Here is a 17,990-nt window from a genome sequence, read left to right as displayed (position 1 = left end):
GCACCGCCGTGGAAATCTGGAACGTTCACTACAATTATCATCGACCGCATTCAACACGCGGAGGACGACCGCCCGCCGCTTACCGCCGGCACCGCGTAACTAACGTCCGTTCCTCATACATCTAGACGATTCTTCTAACGCGTGGTCCGGCGGCCAAACGTTTCGAAGATACCACCCTCGGCAAATTTGCGTCAGCTTTCGTAAAGAACCGAAGCCCTTAGAGATCCATGCCCGAGAGCCACGCCCAAGCCTCCGCGACGACCTCGGCGCTTCTGTCCGGACTGATACCTGCGATGACCAGGCATACGGCGGCAAAGGATTCGCCAGAGTCGGTGATGAGCCCACTGTTGGCCTGATCGAACAAAGTGATCGTGATCGCCTCGGTCATCGCTACCAGAGTCTCGGCCGGCAGGTATTTCGAGAAGGTTCCGTCACGCTGACCGCGCTCGACGACGCTGATACTCACGGCACGCGCGGGCTCCATCAGATCGAGAATCCGCTGCTCCCCCAACTCTTTGCGAGCAAAGCTGAGCAGCATCCGGAAGCGATCACCGACCGGCCATGACAGCAATGCCAGTACGGCAGTCGCCAGATCCGGGCGCTCGGGCGGCTCGCCGGCTTGGCTCAGCGCAGCTACGAGATCGGTCGACGCCTCGTCCACGATGCCGTTGATCAGCGCCTCTCGGCTGTCGAAATGCGCGTACACGGTTCGCCTGACCACACCGGCGGCCTTTGCGACGTCGTCCATGCTCGCATCCGGATCAGCAGCGAACGCCGTGATCGCCGCCTCGATGATGCGATTGCGATTGGCCGCGGCCTGACTACGACGCTGCCGTCCGCCCGATTCGGCAGTTCCCGAAACGACTGTGCCCGAATGCGTCAACGCGCGTTCCACCTCTTTCGACTGCCCAACTGTGATCTAGGTCAATCATAGTTGCACATCGGTGTGCAAGTTATTAACTTACACATCAGTGTGCAAATAGATCGAGGAGTGTCTTCGATCATCAGGAACGGAGTCGCGTCATGACGACACTCATGAGCAAACCTGTCTCGGAGATGGACCAGCCGTACTCACGGCGGTGGGCCGCGCTCGGGGTGTTGTGCCTGAGTCTGCTGATCGTCGTGATGGCGAATACCGCGCTGATCGTCGCGGCGCCGGACATGACCAGAGATCTCGGCCTCACCAGCACGCAACTTCAATGGGTCATCGACGGCTACACCGTTCCCTACGCCGCATTGATGCTGCTGTTCGGCGTGATCGGTGACAAGTACAGTCGCCGCGGCGCACTTCTCGCCGGACTCACCGTGTTCGCCGGCGGCGCCGTCTTCGGCAGCATCGCGGACACCACCAACGCCGTCATCGCGGCACGAATGACCATGGGCGTCGGCGCCGCGATCATCATGCCCGCGACGCTTTCGCTTCTGGTCGCTACCTTTCCCAAAGCGGAGCGATCACGCGCCATCGCGGCGTGGGCGGCGACGTCGGGTCTCGCGATTGCACTCGGTCCGCTGTTGGCCGGATGGATTCTCGACAGTCATTCCTGGAGCATCACTTTCCTGATCAACGTCCCGATCGCCGCAGTCGCTGCCGTCGCCGCCGTAATTCTGGTGCCGCCGAGCAAGGCCGAGCACCTGGGCCGGATCGACTGGATCGGCGGCGCACTCTCGGTGGTCACCATTGGCTCGCTCGTGTACTCGATCATCAACGGATTCCACTTCGGGTGGACCGGCGGACCCATCGGTGCCGCCGTACTCGCTGCGATCGGCCTCGTCTCGTTCGTCGTCTGGGAACTGCGTCACCCGCAGCCACTGCTCGACGTCCGTAAGCTCGGCCAGCGCATGGTCGGCGGCGCGACGCTCGCCGTACTTCTGCTGTTCCTGGCCGCCTTCGGCGCCATCTACTTCATCTCACAGCAGTTCCAGTTCATCCTCGGCTACGGCGCACTCGAAACCGGTGTTCGTCTGCTGCCCTTGGCAATTGCCGTTTCGATCGGCGCCGTTGTCAGTGGGCGGATCACTCCGCTGATCGGCGTCCGGGCGTCCATCGTCGGCGGCATGGTGGTCGCCGCGATCGGCGTTCTGATTCTCACGCAGGTCGACGGCGATTCGGGCTACTGGATGTTCGCAGTCCCACTGATCCTGCTCGGCCTGGGCATCGGTCTCAGCGAACCGCCGGCCACCGACGCCATCATGGACAACTTCTCCGAGGACGATCTCGGTGCTGCGGGTGGCCTCAACGACACCGCCATCGAACTCGGCGGCTCGCTGGGTATCGCGATCCTCGGCTCGATCCTCGCTGCGAGCTACAAGGATTCGATTGCCGGATTCATCGATGGAATGCAGGTTCCGCAGTTGACGGGCGAACTTGCGCAACAGGCCGCGTACGCGATGGAGGTGTCGGGCGAATCCGTCGGCGGCGCTTCGTTGGTCGCCGAAGAGATGGCAGGCAACCCGTTGGCTGCAGCTCAGGCAGGGCCGTTGCTCGACGCCGCAGGCAGTGCCTACGCCGACGCGATTTCGGCGGCCAGTTGGGCGGGCGGTCTTGCACTGTTCGTGGGGGCAGTTGTCGTGGCGTTCATCCTGCCGGGCAAGAAGGCCCCTGTGGAAGTGGACCCCGCGTCAGTCTGACGTGCTCGGAGCCAGCGGGTCTTCGGCGAGAACCAACTCGCGGGAGACCCGCCACGACTCGGTCGAGGGTGAGAGAAATGCGTCGTGTCCTTCGCCCTCGATCACACGCAGTGACACGGGATCACCAGCCGCTTCCGCGGCTTTCGCGTACCGGGAGCTCACCTTGGCCGGCACCTGCAGGTCCTCCGCACCCGTGACGCACACAACGGGGACGCCGATCGGCAATCGATGCTGCGGCGACGCACTGCGATACAGATCCGGGTCCGCGTCGAACGGAACGCCGAACAGATCCTCGATGAAGCTGATCCGTCGTCCACGCTCGCCTGCCGACGCCAGATCGAGTGCGGCCGCCTGGGCGATGACCCGTTCAGGCCGGGTGAACGTGTCCTTCTCCCCCGCCAGCCACATTGCAAGATGTCCTCCGGCCGAATGCCCGAGCAAGCGAATCTGATTCAGATCCAATTCGGCCGAGGACTTCGCGGCAACCAGTCCGGGGATTTCGTCGTATGCCGTTTTCACGTCGGCGGACATCTCCGGCCAACCACCGCCCGCCCCGAGACGGCGGTATTCGATGTTCCACACCGCGACGCCGTGCCGCGCGAGTTCGACGGCAAATGCGGTGCCCAGAGTCAATCCGTACTGCCCGCTCCAGAAGCCGCCGTGGATCTGCATGACGACCGGGATCGGGCCGTCAGCGACTCCGTCGGGAACGTAGAGATGCCCGAACTGCTGCTCGTGTCGGCCGTACGGAATCTTGAATCGAGGCACCGAGGAAATCTATCTCAGGCGAGGGCGCTGCCTGCGGCCCAGTCTGCCCAGGAAAGGGTCCAGTCGCCGTTCTGCCACACCTCCAGCGGAGCGCCGCCGGTGTTCTTGATCTCGACGACATCTCCCGGCTGCGAGAAATCGAAGAACCATTTGGCATTGGCCGCACTGAGATTGAGGCAACCGTGCGAGGTGTCGGTGTTTCCCTGCGCCCAGACGGTGCTCTCCAACTCGTGAAGATAGATACCGTCCGTGCTGATGCGGGTGGCCCAGTTGATGGATTCCTTGTAGCCGAGGCGCGAGTTGATCGGCAGACCGTAGGTCGACGAATCCATGATGACGGGATTTGCCTTGTCCATCACGGTGTACGTGCCGGGCTGGGTCCAGAACGAGAGCGTCGTGCCGCCGATCGTCTCGGTGCCGCCCATTCCCATCGAGGTCGGCATTTCCTTGATCACCTGACCGTTTTCGTAGACGGTCACCATCTTGGTGTTGTCGTCGGCGACCGAGACGTGGGAGTCGCCGATCTTGAAGGACACGGTGTCGTCCTGCTGGCCGTACAGTCCGTTGCCGAGCTGCTTGCCGTAGATGTTCGCGTTCACCGAGACCGTCGTGCCTGGTGCGTAGTAGTTCTGCGGTCGCCAGTGAACGTTCTGACCGTCGACCCAGTACCACGATCCCTGTACGGGCGGATTGGTTGTGACCAGCAGAGACTTCTCGGCCGCGGCCTTGTCACCGATCAACTCGTCGAAATGAACGGCGACGACGGTGCCGACACCGTACGTGCCACCGTCCGATATCGAGGCGCCACCGGTGGTGTTGATGTACGCCCGGGTCTGGTTACTCGGCGCGACGGTGGTCAGCGTCGTGTTCTTGGTCGTGGCAACACCGTTCGCGTCGACGGCGTCGACGACCAGCTTGTAGGTCTTGCCGTATCCGAGTGGTTCGCTCGGTTTCCAGGACGTCTTGTCCGGCGTGGTGATACCGGCGACTTCCTTACCCTCGGGGTTGGTCAGCGCGACGGTCGTCAGTGTTCCCTTCGCGACCTGGACCTCGATGGGGTCGAGTGGACTCACCGGAGTTCCGCCGTCCGCCGGGGTGACGGTGACGAGAGCCTCGCTGGTCGGGGTAGTGGTGACGGCGCTGCTGGAGGAACCCGTGTTGTCTCCGGTGGAGACCGTGCACCCCGCGACGAGCATCAACGCCGCCGCGGCACACACCGCTCCAACGATTCGCATATGCGCACGTGACAACATCTGGCCTCCTGAAATCCCCGAACCAACTCACGCCGAAGGCGACCCCCGACGTCCTTACGATAGTGCGCAAATCTGACACTTCGCTGAGCGCCGGATCCGATTCAGCTCGGGATCACAACAAGATCAGTGCAGTGGCCGTGGTCCCCAGCGATCGGTCAGCACTCCGATCGCGCCCAGAGCAACAGCCCCGGCGGTCGACGTGCGCAGGACCGTCGGGCCGAGAAGCACCGGAGTGGCCCCGGCCTCCGACAACGCGCTGATCTCCGAATCGTCGAGCCCACCTTCGGGACCGACAACCAGAAATACCTCGTCCGCGCTCGCCAGCGGCAAACCGGCCAACGGCGTCGTCGCCGATTCGTGAAGCACCGCAACCACAGCGCCACGGGCAACGGCGTCACGAACCAACGCGATCACCGCCGGCGTCTTGTGCAGTTCCGCAATTTCCGGGACGAACGCGCGTCTGGACTGCTTTGCCGCAGACACTGCCGCACTTCGCCAGCGTGCGACGCCCTTGGCGAGCTTGGGGCCCTCCCACTTGGCGACACAACGCAAGGACTGCCACGGGATCACCGCGTCGATCCCCGCCTCGGTCGCCAGTTCGACGGCCAACTCGGAACGCTCGGCCTTGGGAAGTGCCTGAACGAGGGTCACCAACGGCTTGGGCTGCTCGAGAACCTGAACGTCACTGACCAACAGTTCCAGGCGGTCCTTGCCGACGCTCGTCACCTCGGCGTCGGCTACCCGGCCTCGGCCGTCGGCCAACACCAATCGCTCACCGACGCCGATCCGGCGGACAGTGGCCGCGTGGCGACCCTCCTGTCCGTCCAGAACTGCGATTTCACCGACGCCGGGAACCGGGTCGAGAAAGAAGACCGTTGCGGCCACCGTCAGCGGCCGCTGAATGCTTCGCGAAGACGCGAGAACAATCCACCGCTGTTCTGCGAGGCCGTCGAGACAACCTCGGCCTCGTCACGATCGCGGAGCAGCTTGAATTCCTTGAGCAGCTTGGACTGCTTGTGATCGAGACGGCTCGGGATGACCACCTCGAGGTGAGCGTGCACGTCGCCGCGCACTCCCGACCGCAGTTTCGGCATGCCATGACCGCGAAGAACAGCAACGTGTCCGGGCTGGGTGCCTGGCTCGATGGTGATTTCCTTGGGGCCGTCGATGATGGTGTCGACGGTGACAGTCGTACCGAGCGCTGCGTCGACCATCGGAACGCGGATCGTGCAGTGCAGGTCTTCACCGTCTCGAACGAAGACGTCGTGCTGCTGCTCGACGATCTCGACGTAGAGGTCGCCGGGGTGTCCGCCGCCCGGGCCCACTTCACCCTGCGCGGTCAAACGGATGCGCATGCCACCGGCGACGCCCGCGGGAACCTTCACGGTGATGTCACGCTTGGCCCGAACTCGGCCGTCGCCGCCACACTTGTGGCAAGGATCCGGGATGGTCTCACCGGCACCGCGGCACGTCGGGCAGGGACGCGAGGTCATGACCTGACCGAGGAACGAGCGCTGGATGGACTGAACTTCGCCGGCACCGTTGCAGGTCTCACAGCGGACAGGCTTGGAGTCGCCGTTGGTTCCGGCTCCGGTGCAGCTGTCGCACAGAATGGCCGTCTCGACGGTCACGTGCTTGCTGACTCCCGTCGCACATTCTGCGAGGGTCAGCTTGGTGCGAAGCAACGAGTCGGCTCCGGGCTGAACGCGACCGCGCGGCCCACGACCTGCGCCGCCACCGCCGCCGAAGAATGCTTCGAAGACGTCGCCGAGGCCGCCGCCACCGAATCCGCCGCCGAAGCCACCACCGCCGCCACCACCGGACTCGAGCGGGTCTCCGCCGAGATCGACGATGCGACGCTTCTCCGGGTCGGTCAGGACCTCGTAGGCCGTCGAGATCTCCTTGAACTTGGCCTGCGCCGCCTCGTCAGGGTTGACGTCCGGGTGCAGTTCGCGTGCCAGCTTGCGGTAAGCGCGCTTGAGCTCCTGGTCTGTCGCGTTCTTGTCGACGCCGAGCAATCCGTAGTAATCCCGTGCCACGTTGAGTCTCTCGTCCTTCTCTTACTTCTAGGTTTTCCTCAGTCCTCGCGAGGAGGCGTGCCGACGAATGTCGACGTCCGTCATCGCTCGGAGAGAACTTCGCCGATGTATCTGGCAACGGCGGCAACCGATGCAATTGTTCCCGGATAGTCCATCCGAGTGGGTCCGAGCACACCGACACCACCGAAAACGGTACCGGCCGCGCCGTAGCCAGTCGAAATCACGGAGGTTCCGCGCATCTGTTCGACCTGCGTCTCTTCACCGATCTGAACGGTGACCGTGCCGGAGTTCTGCGTCGCAGCGAGCAGTTTGAGGACCACTACCTGCTCTTCCAGTGCTTCGAGCACTGCGCGCAGCGAACCGGGGAAGCCGGCCAGACCGGAGAAATCGGCGGCGTTGCGCGTGAGATTCGAGGTTCCGCCCAGAACGAGACGATCTTCCGGATGTTCGACCAGGGTCTCGACCAGAACCGTTGCCGAGCGGATCACGGCGTCGCGAAGGTCGGCCGGAGACTCGTCGGCCAGTTCCGCCACGGCAATCGACGCGGCGGCCAGGCGCTTGCCTTCCAGTGCTCCGCCGAGAAGCGTGCGCAACCGGGAAAGGTCTTCGTCTTCGAGGACGTCTCCGAGTTCGACGATTCGCTGATCGACGCGGCCGGAATCGGTGATGAGAACGAGAAGCAGGCGCGCCGGCGTCAACGCGACCACCTCGAGGTGGCGAACCGACGACGCGGACAGCGACGGGTACTGGACAACCGCGACCTGACGGGTCAGTTGCGCGAGCAGTCGTACACCGCGGCGCAGAACGTCGTCGAGATCGACACCCGACTCCAAGAACTCGAGGATCGCTCGACGCTCGGGCCCGGACATGGGCTTGACGTCGGCGATGCGATCGACGAATTCGCGGTATCCCTTGTCGGTGGGGACGCGGCCGGAACTGGTGTGCGGTTGGGCGATGTAGCCCTCGGCCTCGAGGAATGCCATGTCGTTGCGCACAGTGGCGCTCGACACTCCGAGGTTGTGACGCTCGACCAGTGCCTTGGATCCCACCGGGTCCTGGGTGGAGACGTAATCGGCCACGATTGCACGTAAGACCTCGAAACGCCTGTCGTCGGTACTCGACATCGTTGCCACCTCCGTTTCCTGAAAAGAACGAACACCGACATTTACACATCGGTTTCCACTGGCAGTCTAATCGCCCGAGCGCCAGAGACGGCTGTTGCCCTTACTGTGGAGTGAGATCGGCGAAAGGTCGATCGCACAACCATGGACAAGGCGGCACATGATCTTCAAAGGCGTGATGGACGGCAAACCGTATCCCGATCACGGACTGTCTCTACGCGACTGGTCGAAGTTCCCCCCACGTCAGGTTCGACTCGACGAGATCGTGACCACCACGAAGGTCCTCGAACTCGATCGCCTGCTGTCGGAGGACTCGACCTTCTACGGCGATCTGTTCCCGCACGCAGTGCAGTGGCGCGGCACTCTCTACCTCGAGGACGGTCTGCACCGAGCGGTTCGTTCGGCCCTGCGAAACCGCGTCGTGCTGCACGCGCGCGTCTTCGACTTCGACGCGATGCCCGGTGTCATCGAGGGAGTCCGCTGACGCTCAGGCGATAGTCACGAGCAACGCAGGTGTCGTTTGCCCCGGCCAGGTTCCGGTGAGCGTCTCCGAGTCCGAGACTCGATCTGCGTCGATCACTCTCGCCACAGTCAGTTCCAGGCTTCCCGCGCGGATGATCGTGTCGGTGCCGACTGTCGAGCAGGTCACCGATTCGACTGCCGGTACGGAAGAGTGGGCCGTACCGCTGCCTACTACGTGAGCCGTCACGGGGATGTGATCGGCGGTGTCCGCGAAGACCAGTTCGACTCCGGCCCCACCGGTCAGAATCGCGGTCGCCACCGCGCTGACGTAGACCGGATCACAGCATGCGTCGTAAACCCACCGTTCGCCGAGTACCGAATGATCCATAGTTGCGATCAGTGCGGTCTCCGCCCCGTCCAGCGGAGCACCACGATAAGTGAGCGGGACCTGAAGAATTCGACCGTCGGCAGAGCGCATCAGGTGCGTCTCGATTCCGACCTCGCCGTCCGGGTCGTCGAAACGATAGGCGTCGACGCGTTCGAGCGTCGAACAGTCGACCGACCCGAGCCACGGCTGCTTGGGCACCCACGCTCGGAGCAGGTCGTTCTTGGACGGATTCAGCTGCGCACGATGAATGATGGCCACCACGGCCACATTACGCGGCGAAGGATGGTGGCGCGTCAGGTCAGGATCGTGCGAATCACCGCATCGGCGAGCAGGCGACCACGGTCGGTGAGAACCACGTGATCGTTCTCGATCACGGCCAACCCGTCGACTACCACCTGTTCGGCCGAAAGACGTTCGGATGCAGACAGTTCCGACAACGGAAGTCCCGTACGCAACCGTGCGGTCAGCATGACTCGCTCCATGTGTTCGTCCTCGGCGGTCAGTTCTTCGCTGCCGCCGACGGGAAGTTCGCCGAGCGCCAACTGTTCCGCGTACCGCGCCGGGTGCTTGACGTTCCACCACCGCACTCCGCCGACGTGGCTGTGCGCGCCCGGACCGGCACCCCACCAGTCACCGCCGTCCCAGTAGCCGAGGTTGTGACGGCACCGGGTGTCACCGGAGTCCGCGGTTTCCGCCTTTGCCCAGTTGGAGACCTCGTACCACCGCAAGCCTGCCTCGGACAGGCGTGAATCGATTCGTTCGTACCGCGAGGCCAGCACGTCGTCGTCCGGGGCGGGCAGCTCGCCGCGCCTGACCTTGCGAGCCATGGCGGTGCCGTCCTCGACGATCAACGCGTAGGCCGAGACGTGATCGACATCGGCGGAGAGGACCGCATCGAGTGAGGCGTCCAGGTCTTGATCGCGCTCCCCCGGGGTTCCATAGATCAAATCGAGATTCACGTGCGAAAAACCAGCTGCGCGAGCCTCTTTCGCGGCAGCGACGGCGCGGCCCGGAGTGTGCGTGCGGTCGAGAATCTTCAGCACGTGCTGGGCGGCCGACTGCATGCCGAGGGAAATCCGGGTGAATCCGGCACTGCGGAGAGCACCGAAGAACTCCGGCGACGTCGATTCGGGGTTCGATTCCGTGGTCACTTCGGCGCCGGACGCCAAGCCGAAGCTGCTCCGCACCGCCGACAGCACGTCGGACAATCCGTCGCCACCGAGCAGCGACGGCGTTCCACCGCCCACGAACACCGTCTCCGCCGCCGGGGCGCCCGTCATCTCGGCCGCGAGATCGAGTTCGCGCCGCAGACCCTCCAGCCACGACTGCGGCGACGCCGAGGTTCCGAGCTCACCGGCCGTGTAGGTGTTGAAATCGCAGTACCCACACCTGGTGGCACAGAACGGGACGTGGATGTAGATCCCGAACGGCCGTTTCCCGACACCCTCGAGCGATCGCGCGGGCAAGGCGAAGGGCGTCGCCTCGCTCTGTCGAGTGGGAGTCGTGCTGGTGGCATTCACACCTCCAGTGTCCCAGCATCCGGAACGCACACCTATTCAGCCTGCGATGCAGGTCGGCGCACGGCTTGAACTCGATATTTCCCCCGTTTTTCGTGGAAATATGCGCCCGAGTCGGAATTATCGAGTTGACGTGGCACAATGGTCCGCATGACCGGACTCGGAGTGCGACTTGTGGCGCGTCGCCATGTCGACTTCAAGCGTGTGTGCAGCTCGTCGTGTCTGCACCTGTGTAGCTGTTGATCTTTCACTGATCTTCCAGCCTTTCCCGCTCATCTCCATCTGCTTCACCGAAACACTCTCTGCAGAGACATGCCTTTTCAGGGACGCAGCTTCTCCAGCTGTTCGTTTTCGTGAGCACACCTGCCGGCCGCGAGCTTTCCGAGACCGAGGACAGCCCCCTCGATTTCCGACACGGACCGGTGCGTCCCGATCAGACACCGCCACAGTTCATCGATAGTGCGTGCCGCGTGCCGATCAACCGCCCAGATCCAGGAGTTCATCGATGACGTCGACCACCGACGCCGCCACACCCGCCGATTCGGCAGCTGCCGAAGCCCGGCCTGCACGCGCTGCGCGTCCCGCCAAGCGTCGCGCCGAAGGTCAGTGGGCCCTCGGTTACCGCGAGCCTCTCAACGCCAACGAGCAGGCCAAGAAGGACGACAACCCGCTCAACGTTCGGGCCCGCATCGAGAACATCTACTCCAAGCAGGGCTTCGACAGCATCGACAAGGGCGACCTTCGCGGCCGCTTCCGCTGGTGGGGTCTCTACACCCAGCGCGAAGAAGGCTACGACGGCACCTTCACCGGCGACGAGAACATCGACCTGCTCGAGGCCAAGTACTTCATGATGCGCGTGCGTTGCGACGCCGGCGCTCTGAACGTCGAGCAGCTGCGCACCATCGCCGGTATCTCGAAGGAATTCGGCCGGAACACCGCCGACCTGTCGGACCGTGAGAACGTTCAGTTCCACTGGATCGAAGTCGAGAACGTCCCGGAGATCTGGAAGCGCCTCGAAGCCGTCGGGCTCAAGACCACCGAAGCGTGCGGTGACTGCCCTCGCGTCGTCCTCGGTTCTCCCCTGGCCGGCGAATCGCTCGACGAGGTCCTCGATCCCACCCCGGCGATCGACGAGATCGTGCGCCGCTACATCGGCGACCCCAAGTACTCCAACCTGCCGCGCAAGTTCAAGACCGCTATCTCCGGTCAGCAGGACGTCGTTCACGAGATCAACGACATCGCCTTCATCGGCGTGAACCACCCCGAGCACGGCCCGGGCCTCGACCTCTGGGTCGGCGGCGGACTGTCCACCAACCCGATGCTGGCGCAGCGCGTCGGCGCGTGGATTCCGCTCGACGAGGTCCCCGATGTCTGGGAGGGCGTCGTCTCGATCTTCCGTGACTACGGCTACCGCCGTCTGCGCGCGAAGGCCAGGCTCAAGTTCCTCGTCAAGGACTGGGGTATCGAGAAGTTCCGCGAGGTTCTCGAGACCGAGTACCTGAAGCGTCCGCTCATCGACGGCCCCGCGCCCGAGAAGCCCAAGCGCCCGATCGATCACGTCGGTATCCAGAAGACCCGCAACGGCCACAACGCAGTCGGTTTCGCTCCGATCGCCGGCCGCGTCTCGGGAGACATCCTGGCTCAGGTCGCCGACGCCGCCGAGAAGGCCGGCAGCGACCGGATCCGCTTCACTCCGTACCAGAAGCTGATCATCCTCGACGTCGCCGACGAGACGCTCGAGCCGCTCATCGCCGATCTCGACGCGCTGGGTCTTCCCGCCCGTCCGTCGCACTGGCGCAAGAACCTGATGGCCTGCTCCGGCATCGAGTTCTGCAAGCTCTCGTTCGCCGAGACCCGCAAGCGTTCGCAGGTGCTCGTGCCCGAACTCGAACAGCGTCTTGCCGACATCAACAGCCAGCTCGACGTGCCGATCACCATCAACATCAACGGTTGCCCCAACTCCTGCGCTCGCTCGCAGATCGCCGACATCGGCTTCAAGGGCCAGCTCGTCGACGACGGTGAGGGGAATCAAGTCGAGGGTTTCCAGGTTCACCTGGGAGGCAGCCTCGGATTCGACAGCGCCTTCGGACGCAAGCTGCGCCAGCACAAGGTCACCAGCGTCGAGATGGGTGACTACATCGACCGCGTCGTACGTCAGTTCGTCAAGAACCGCAACGAAGGTGAACGGTTCGCCGAATGGGCAGTGCGCGCAGACGAAGGAGATTTGCGATGACAGTGGACATTTCGCGAGCAACTGCCGACGAGCTTCGGTCCATCGCCGAGCGCGGTGCAATAGAACTCGACGGAGCCAGCGCACAGGAACTGTTGCAGTGGACCGAGGACACGTTCGGTGACTCGTACATCGTGGCGTCGAACATGCAGGACGGGGTGTTGGTTCACCTTGCCGCACAGGTGCATCCGGGCGTCGACGTACTCTTCCTCGACACCGGCTACCACTTCCCCGAAACCATCGGCACGCGTGACGCGGTCGAGCAGGTGTACGGCGTCAACGTCATCAACGCTCGTGCGCTGGCAAGCGTCGCCGAGCAGGATGTCGCCGAGGGCAAGGATCTGTTCGCCCGTGATCCCAACCGCTGCTGCGCACTACGCAAAGTCGCGCCGCTCAAGCAGACACTGTCCGGGTACAGCGCGTGGGTGACCGGCATCCGCCGCGTCGAAGCGCCCACCCGCGCCAACGCTCCCCTGATCTCCTTCGACGAAGCCTTCGGACTCGTGAAGATCAACCCGATCGCTCCCTGGTCGGACGAGGAGATGCAGAACTACATCGATACCAATTCCATCCTCGTCAATCCCCTTGTCGACGAGGGATATCCGTCCATCGGCTGCGCACCCTGCACCAGCAAGCCAGCCCCCGGCAGCGATCCGCGTAGCGGTCGTTGGGCCGGTGCCTCCAAGACAGAATGCGGGTTGCACGCATCATGACAGTTGACTTGACACCTTCGCGGCCTCAGCTCGACGGCACACAGTTCGATACTCTCGATGCCCTCGAGTCCGAAGCGATCCACATCTTCCGAGAGGTGGCCGGCGAGTTCGAACGCCCGGTCATTCTCTTCTCGGGCGGTAAGGACTCCACCGTGCTGCTGCACCTGGCGATCAAGGCATTCTGGCCTGCGCCGTTGCCGTTCACCCTGCTGCATGTCGACACCGGCCACAACCTGCAGGAAGTCCTCGACTTCCGCGACCACGTGGTGGCCAAGTACAACCTGCGCCTGCACGTGGCCAGCGTCGAGGAGTACATCGCGGACGGCCGCCTCACCGAGCGTCCCGACGGTATCCGCAATCCTCTGCAGACCGTGCCGTTGCTGGACGCGATCTCCGAGAACCGCTTCGACGCCGTCTTCGGTGGCGCTCGCCGCGACGAGGAGCGGGCCCGCGCCAAGGAGCGGATCTTCTCGCTGCGCAACGCTTTCGGTCAGTGGGACCCCAAGAAGCAGCGCCCGGAACTGTGGAACCTGTACAACGGTCGCCACTCCCCCGGCGAGCAAGTGCGCGTCTTCCCGCTCAGCAACTTCACCGAGCTGGACATCTGGCGTTACATCGCCCGCGACAACGTCGAACTCGCCAGCATCTACTACGCCCACCAGCGTCCGGTGTACCAGCGCGACGGCATGTGGATGACGCCCGGCGTCTGGGGTGGACCGGCTGACGGCGAAGAGCTGCAGACCCTTTCGGTGCGTTACCGCACCGTCGGCGACGGTTCGACCACCGGTGCTGTTCTCTCCGATGCCGCTGACAACGAGGCCATCCTGGCCGAGGTTGCGGCATCACGTTTGACCGAGCGCGGCGCGACCCGTGGCGACGACCGAGTTTCCGAAGCGGCCATGGAAGACCGCAAGCGAGAGGGCTACTTCTGATGAGCGATCTGCTCAGACTGGCAACTGCCGGCAGCGTCGACGACGGAAAGTCCACCCTCGTGGGCCGCCTGTTGTACGACACGAAATCCGTTCTCGCCGACCAGATCGACGCCGTGACCCGTGCGTCGGTGGACCGCGGTCTCGACACCCCTGACCTCTCGCTCCTGGTGGACGGACTGCGCGCCGAGCGTGAGCAGGGCATCACGATCGACGTGGCGTACCGCTACTTCGCGACCCCCAAGCGCACCTTCGTGCTCGCCGATACACCGGGCCACGTGCAGTACACCCGCAACACTGTCTCCGGTGCCTCGACGGCTCAGCTCGTGATCCTGCTGGTCGATGCTCGCAAGGGCGTCATCGCGCAGACTCGCAGGCACGCAGCGGTTCTCGCGTTGCTCGGTGTCCCGAAGCTCGTTCTCGCCGTGAACAAGATCGACCTCGTCGAGAACCCCGAAGAGGTCTTCACCTCGATCTCCGCCGAGTTCAACGAACTCACCAGCTCACTTGGCTGGGCAAGCGAAGACGTCGTCGAGATCCCGGTGTCGGCACTGCACGGTGACAACGTCGCCATCCGCTCCGACAAGACCCCGTACTACACCGGCCCCACACTGATCGAGCACCTCGAGTCAATTCCGGTCGACGCCGAGCCACATCGCGTCGGTCTGCGTTTCCCGGTGCAGTACGTGATCCGCCCCCGCACCGCAGAGTTCCTCGACTACCGCGGCTACGCCGGTCAGGTCGCTGCAGGTTCCGTCGTGCCCGGCGACGAAGTGGTGATCCTGCCCTCGGGTACGCGCACCACCGTCACACGTATCGACACGGCCGACGGCGAACTGGACGTCGCCCACGCCGGACGCAGCGTCACGCTGATCCTGGCCGACGACGTCGACGTCTCTCGCGGCGACACCATCGCATCGCCGTCCGACGCACCCGAGCCGATCGGCGAATTCGACGCCACTGTCTGCTGGCTGGCCGAGAAGTCGCTGCGCCCCGGTGCACGTCTGCTGCTCAAGCACGGCACGCGAACGACGCAGGCCATCGTGGGCAGTTTGGTGGAACGCTTCAACGAGCAGGACCTCACCACGGATCAGGGCCCGGACACTCTCGAGCTCAACGAGATCGGCAAGATCTCCATCCGGGTGGCCGAGCCGATCGTGGCTGACGACTACGCCGTCAACCGCCACACCGGCAGCTTCCTGCTGATCGATCCCGCTGGTGGAAACACTCTCGCAGCCGGCCTGGTGGGCGACGTCATTTCCGCTGTCGAATTGGGCGAGCGCGTCTAAGTCGATGGTTCCGCTCATCGCTGTTGCGCACGGTAGCCGTGATCCCCGTTCTGCTCGGGTGATCGCGGCTGCTGTGGCAGCTCTTCGTGAAGTCCGGCCAGACCTCGATGTCCGGCTGGCGTTTCTCGACCTCAATGCACCGTCCATCGATCAGGTCCTGGACGGGGTTGCACACGACGGCCACACTCACGCCGTTGTTGTTCCGATGCTGCTGGGCAATGCCTTCCACGCCCGGGTAGATCTGCCCGGACTCTTGGCCGCTGCCGCGACACGCCACCCCCAGTTGACCGTGTTCCAAGCAGACGTACTGGGTCGCGATGCTCGGCTGATCGAGGCAGTACGCGAGCGAATTCTCGAAGCGGGTGCCCGGCCGGACGATCCGTCGGTCGGTGTCGCTCTTGCGGCAGTCGGCTCGTCCGATGCGCGCGCCAATGCCGCGACCGCAGAATTGGCGTCCACTCTCCTCGGCGGAACCAACTGGTCGGGCGTTCGAATCTGTTTCGCGACATCCGCGGAACCGACAGTTGCCCAGGCGATCTCCGCACTCGAGCAGGACGGCGCCGAACGTGTTGTCGTCGCGCCGTGGTTCTTGGCTCCCGGCCTACTGACCGATCGACTCAGCGCTGCCGCAGCAACTGCATGTCCGCGCGCGCGTTTCGCCGACACGATCGGTGGGCACTCTCTACTGATCGAAACGATGATCGACCGTTACCGACAAGTCGCTGATGCACTACCCGGCCGTCTGGTCCGCTCCGCCTGATTCGGTTTCACAGGCCGTTATCAGATTGTTACCGTAGTGTTGGATCTGTCCAGCTCGCGAAGGTACCTCCTTCGCCTGCGAAACAGATCTTTGGGTGCAATCCCCTCAGAGCGCCGCGAGAGGGAACACCATCACTCACAATCTTCGCCTCGGCACAGCCGGCATCGCATGGGTCCTGTCGGTGCTCTACCTGCTTGTCGAAATCTTCACAGCCGGAGCATGGAAGACGCCGTACAGCTTCGCGCGCGACTCCATCAGTTCGCTGGGCGTGACGACATGCAGCGTGGATTCATGTTCGCCGATGCACGACGTGATGAACGCGGCCTTCATGATCCTCGGTGCGCTCACCATCCTCGGTGCGGCCTTGCTGCACAAGTACATTCCGGACGGTCGTGCGAAGAAGTGGATTCTCGGTCTTGCCGTCGTCGTTGCATTGAGCACCGCGGCCACCGGCCTCTTCCCGGCGAACGACGGGACCTTCGTTCATTGGACCGCCGTACTTCCCGGCTTCGTCGCACGTCATGCCGTTCTCGTCCTCATGGCAATTCAATTCTGGAAGCACAGCAAATGGATCGCAGTGTGGTCAGGGCTGTGCGCGGCTACCGGAATCGTCGGTGCCGTACTGCTTCTCGGACGAACCCTCACTTTCGGCCTTGGTGAACGCCTGACGCTGTACCCGCTGCCTATGTGGATGGCCGTCACCGGCGTCGCGGCCCTGCTCGCGTTGATGCGCCGAACCGTGTTGAAGAACGTGGAACTGACACTGTCCGGTAACGGATTCATCACCGCTCTGTTGTCGTTGCGCCCGCGTCGATCTCGCGCGGCAGTGCCCACCGACGTTCTCGCACCACGGGAGCTGACCGGTTTGTAGCGAACCGGGGGTGAGCAGGGACACACTGGTAAGGAGGCGACGCGAGGAGACTTCCATGACCAGTGCATCTGTTCGACACGGAATCGTGGCCGGTATCGACGGCTCGGCAAGCGCGGTCAACGCCGCGAGGTGGGCAGCTTCGGCTGCAAAGAGATTCGACGAACCACTTCGCCTGACCCACGTGCTGCCAGGACAACCCGAGTCCGGTGGCGGTACCAACGTCACCGACGAAGAGATGTTCGACCACCACCTTCGCGTCGAGGGTGCAAAACTGCTCGACGAGGCCGAGGACGCCATCCGCGATGATCACACCGACGTCACCGTCGAACGTGGCCTCGTGACCGGTACTCCCGCAACCACACTCGTCGAACTCTCGAAGTCGGCTCGCATCGTTGCACTGGGTCAGGCCGGTACCAGCGAAATGCAGTCCGTGTTTCTCGGATCCGACACCATTCGGGTGGTCAACCGTGCGCACTGTCCCGTGGCCGTATTCCGCGGTACGGGTGATCACGCGATGGCCGACACCAGGCCCGTCGTCGTCGGCGTCGACGGGAGCAAGCTCAGCGAACTCGCCGTCGCGCATGCCTTCGAATTTGCCGCGTTCCTCGGCGCACCTTTAGTTGCGGTCCACACGTGGAACGAGCACGCCTCGCTGGGCGGGTACTCCGAAGCCAGGCGCTTCGTCGACTGGGGACCGTACGAACAGCATGAGCATGCACTGCTGTCCGAGTGCCTCGCCGGCTGGACGGAGAAGTACCCCGATGTCGAAGTCACCCGCAGTGTCCAGCGCAGCGGACCGATGAAGGCACTGCTCGAGCACTCGGCGGAAGCGCAACTCGTAGTCGTCGGTAGCCACGGCCGCAGCCCGTTCATGGCGTCGATAGTCGGATCGACCAGTCAGAGCCTCATCCACCACGCCCAGTGCCCGGTCCTCGTCTGCCGAGAGGGCTGAACTCGTCTCGCTGTTGCCCGACCACCTGCTCTGAGCGAACGGCACTTTCGGCGCCATCAGGAGGCCGAAA

General features: G+C 63.8%; 17 protein-coding genes and 1 pseudogene. 10 read left to right on the top strand and 8 right to left on the bottom strand.

Annotation, left to right across the window (positions count from 1 at the left end):
• Positions 1 to 125, top strand: a pseudogene (locus tag ATN37_RS32610) (IS481 family transposase); the annotation flags it as partial.
• A 92-nt stretch (positions 126 to 217) separates the two neighbouring features.
• Here the strand turns inward: ATN37_RS32610 and ATN37_RS19110 are convergent.
• Positions 218 to 895 (bottom strand): TetR/AcrR family transcriptional regulator, encoded by a 678-nt coding sequence (locus ATN37_RS19110; RefSeq protein WP_165638852.1) that lies wholly within the window; start codon positions 893 to 895, stop codon positions 218 to 220.
• A gap of 128 nt (positions 896 to 1,023) precedes the next feature.
• On the opposite strand from ATN37_RS19110, the gene ATN37_RS19105 reads away from it, so the two are divergent.
• Positions 1,024 to 2,628 carry an MFS transporter gene (locus ATN37_RS19105; protein WP_054827645.1) on the top strand — a complete coding sequence of 535 codons (1,605 nt, stop codon included), beginning with the start codon at positions 1,024 to 1,026 and terminating at the stop codon, positions 2,626 to 2,628.
• Here ATN37_RS19105 and ATN37_RS19100 read toward each other — a convergent pair.
• The 5 genes from ATN37_RS19100 to hrcA form a co-directional block, all read right to left on the bottom strand.
• Positions 2,620 to 3,396, bottom strand: a complete 777-nt coding sequence (locus tag ATN37_RS19100) for a S9 family peptidase (protein WP_165638853.1) — start codon at positions 3,394 to 3,396, stop codon at positions 2,620 to 2,622. The genes ATN37_RS19105 and ATN37_RS19100 overlap by 9 nt on opposite strands.
• 14 nt (positions 3,397 to 3,410) lie before the next feature.
• A complete protein-coding gene (locus ATN37_RS19095; RefSeq protein WP_003944568.1) occupies positions 3,411 to 4,649 on the bottom strand; it encodes an Ig-like domain-containing protein in 1,239 nt (412 codons plus the stop codon).
• Between the two features lie 123 nt (positions 4,650 to 4,772).
• Entirely contained in the window at positions 4,773 to 5,534 is a 762-nt protein-coding gene (locus ATN37_RS19090) for a 16S rRNA (uracil(1498)-N(3))-methyltransferase (protein WP_003944495.1), read from the bottom strand.
• Positions 5,535 to 5,536: 2 nt separating this feature from the next.
• Positions 5,537 to 6,688, bottom strand: coding sequence for a molecular chaperone DnaJ (gene dnaJ / locus ATN37_RS19085; protein ID WP_003944460.1), 1,152 nt, complete (start codon positions 6,686 to 6,688; stop codon positions 5,537 to 5,539).
• A gap of 80 nt (positions 6,689 to 6,768) precedes the next feature.
• Positions 6,769 to 7,812, bottom strand: a complete 1,044-nt coding sequence (hrcA, locus tag ATN37_RS19080; protein WP_003944583.1) for a heat-inducible transcriptional repressor HrcA — start codon at positions 7,810 to 7,812, stop codon at positions 6,769 to 6,771.
• Positions 7,813 to 7,969: 157 nt separating this feature from the next.
• Between hrcA and ATN37_RS19075 the strand changes: the two genes are divergently transcribed.
• Positions 7,970 to 8,293, top strand: coding sequence for a type II toxin-antitoxin system VapB family antitoxin (locus ATN37_RS19075; RefSeq protein WP_003944521.1), 324 nt, complete (start codon positions 7,970 to 7,972; stop codon positions 8,291 to 8,293).
• A gap of 3 nt (positions 8,294 to 8,296) precedes the next feature.
• Here the strand turns inward: ATN37_RS19075 and ATN37_RS19070 are convergent, their stop codons facing one another.
• A complete protein-coding gene (locus ATN37_RS19070) occupies positions 8,297 to 8,917 on the bottom strand; it encodes a hypothetical protein (RefSeq protein ID WP_054782177.1) in 621 nt (206 codons plus the stop codon).
• A gap of 35 nt (positions 8,918 to 8,952) precedes the next feature.
• On the bottom strand, positions 8,953 to 10,179 hold the full coding sequence (gene hemW / locus ATN37_RS19065; protein ID WP_042450186.1) for a radical SAM family heme chaperone HemW: 1,227 nt from the start codon (positions 10,177 to 10,179) through the stop codon (positions 8,953 to 8,955).
• A 502-nt stretch (positions 10,180 to 10,681) separates the two neighbouring features.
• Between hemW and ATN37_RS19060 the strand changes: the two genes are divergently transcribed.
• The 7 genes from ATN37_RS19060 to ATN37_RS19030 all read left to right on the top strand — a co-directional run bounded on the left by ATN37_RS19060 (position 10,682) and on the right by ATN37_RS19030 (position 17,920).
• The gene (locus ATN37_RS19060) at positions 10,682 to 12,409 is read left to right on the top strand and encodes a nitrite/sulfite reductase (RefSeq protein WP_063316224.1); all 1,728 of its coding nucleotides are present in this window, start codon (positions 10,682 to 10,684) and stop codon (positions 12,407 to 12,409) included.
• The gene (locus tag ATN37_RS19055) at positions 12,406 to 13,119 is read left to right on the top strand and encodes a phosphoadenylyl-sulfate reductase (RefSeq protein ID WP_047270796.1); all 714 of its coding nucleotides are present in this window, start codon (positions 12,406 to 12,408) and stop codon (positions 13,117 to 13,119) included. The genes ATN37_RS19060 and ATN37_RS19055 overlap by 4 nt, the downstream gene beginning before the upstream one ends.
• Entirely contained in the window at positions 13,116 to 14,051 is a 936-nt protein-coding gene (gene cysD / locus ATN37_RS19050) for a sulfate adenylyltransferase subunit CysD (protein ID WP_007731054.1), read from the top strand. Before ATN37_RS19055 ends, cysD begins: the two co-directional genes overlap by 4 nt.
• The gene (locus tag ATN37_RS19045) at positions 14,051 to 15,337 is read left to right on the top strand and encodes a sulfate adenylyltransferase subunit 1 (RefSeq protein WP_020969973.1); all 1,287 of its coding nucleotides are present in this window, start codon (positions 14,051 to 14,053) and stop codon (positions 15,335 to 15,337) included. Before cysD ends, ATN37_RS19045 begins: the two co-directional genes overlap by 1 nt.
• 4 nt (positions 15,338 to 15,341) lie before the next feature.
• A complete protein-coding gene (locus tag ATN37_RS19040) occupies positions 15,342 to 16,097 on the top strand; it encodes a sirohydrochlorin chelatase (RefSeq protein ID WP_081558035.1) in 756 nt (251 codons plus the stop codon).
• A gap of 94 nt (positions 16,098 to 16,191) precedes the next feature.
• On the top strand, positions 16,192 to 16,968 hold the full coding sequence (locus ATN37_RS19035; protein WP_030536614.1) for a DUF998 domain-containing protein: 777 nt from the start codon (positions 16,192 to 16,194) through the stop codon (positions 16,966 to 16,968).
• 55 nt (positions 16,969 to 17,023) lie between these two features.
• On the top strand, positions 17,024 to 17,920 hold the full coding sequence (locus ATN37_RS19030; RefSeq protein WP_064689230.1) for a universal stress protein: 897 nt from the start codon (positions 17,024 to 17,026) through the stop codon (positions 17,918 to 17,920).
• Positions 17,921 to 17,990: the final 70 nt, after the last annotated feature.

This window comes from Rhodococcus sp. MH15, from assembly GCF_019266045.1.
GTDB classification, from domain to species: domain Bacteria; phylum Actinomycetota; class Actinomycetes; order Mycobacteriales; family Mycobacteriaceae; genus Rhodococcus_F; species Rhodococcus_F qingshengii.
This window is presented reverse-complemented; position numbering and strand designations above follow the sequence as displayed.

Coding starts and splice junctions, on each gene's coding strand:
- cysD (WP_007731054.1), top strand. CDS start 13,116: ATGACAGTTGACTTGACACCTTCGCGGCCTCAGCTCGACGGCACACAG.
- ATN37_RS19055 (WP_047270796.1), top strand. CDS start 12,406: ATGACAGTGGACATTTCGCGAGCAACTGCCGACGAGCTTCGGTCCATC.
- hrcA (WP_003944583.1), bottom strand. CDS start 7,812: ATGTCGAGTACCGACGACAGGCGTTTCGAGGTCTTACGTGCAATCGTG.
- ATN37_RS19095 (WP_003944568.1), bottom strand. CDS start 4,649: ATGTTGTCACGTGCGCATATGCGAATCGTTGGAGCGGTGTGTGCCGCG.
- ATN37_RS19075 (WP_003944521.1), top strand. CDS start 7,970: ATGATCTTCAAAGGCGTGATGGACGGCAAACCGTATCCCGATCACGGA.
- ATN37_RS19030 (WP_064689230.1), top strand. CDS start 17,024: ATGACCAGTGCATCTGTTCGACACGGAATCGTGGCCGGTATCGACGGC.
- ATN37_RS19060 (WP_063316224.1), top strand. CDS start 10,682: ATGACGTCGACCACCGACGCCGCCACACCCGCCGATTCGGCAGCTGCC.
- ATN37_RS19040 (WP_081558035.1), top strand. CDS start 15,342: ATGGTTCCGCTCATCGCTGTTGCGCACGGTAGCCGTGATCCCCGTTCT.
- ATN37_RS19105 (WP_054827645.1), top strand. CDS start 1,024: ATGACGACACTCATGAGCAAACCTGTCTCGGAGATGGACCAGCCGTAC.
- ATN37_RS19045 (WP_020969973.1), top strand. CDS start 14,051: ATGAGCGATCTGCTCAGACTGGCAACTGCCGGCAGCGTCGACGACGGA.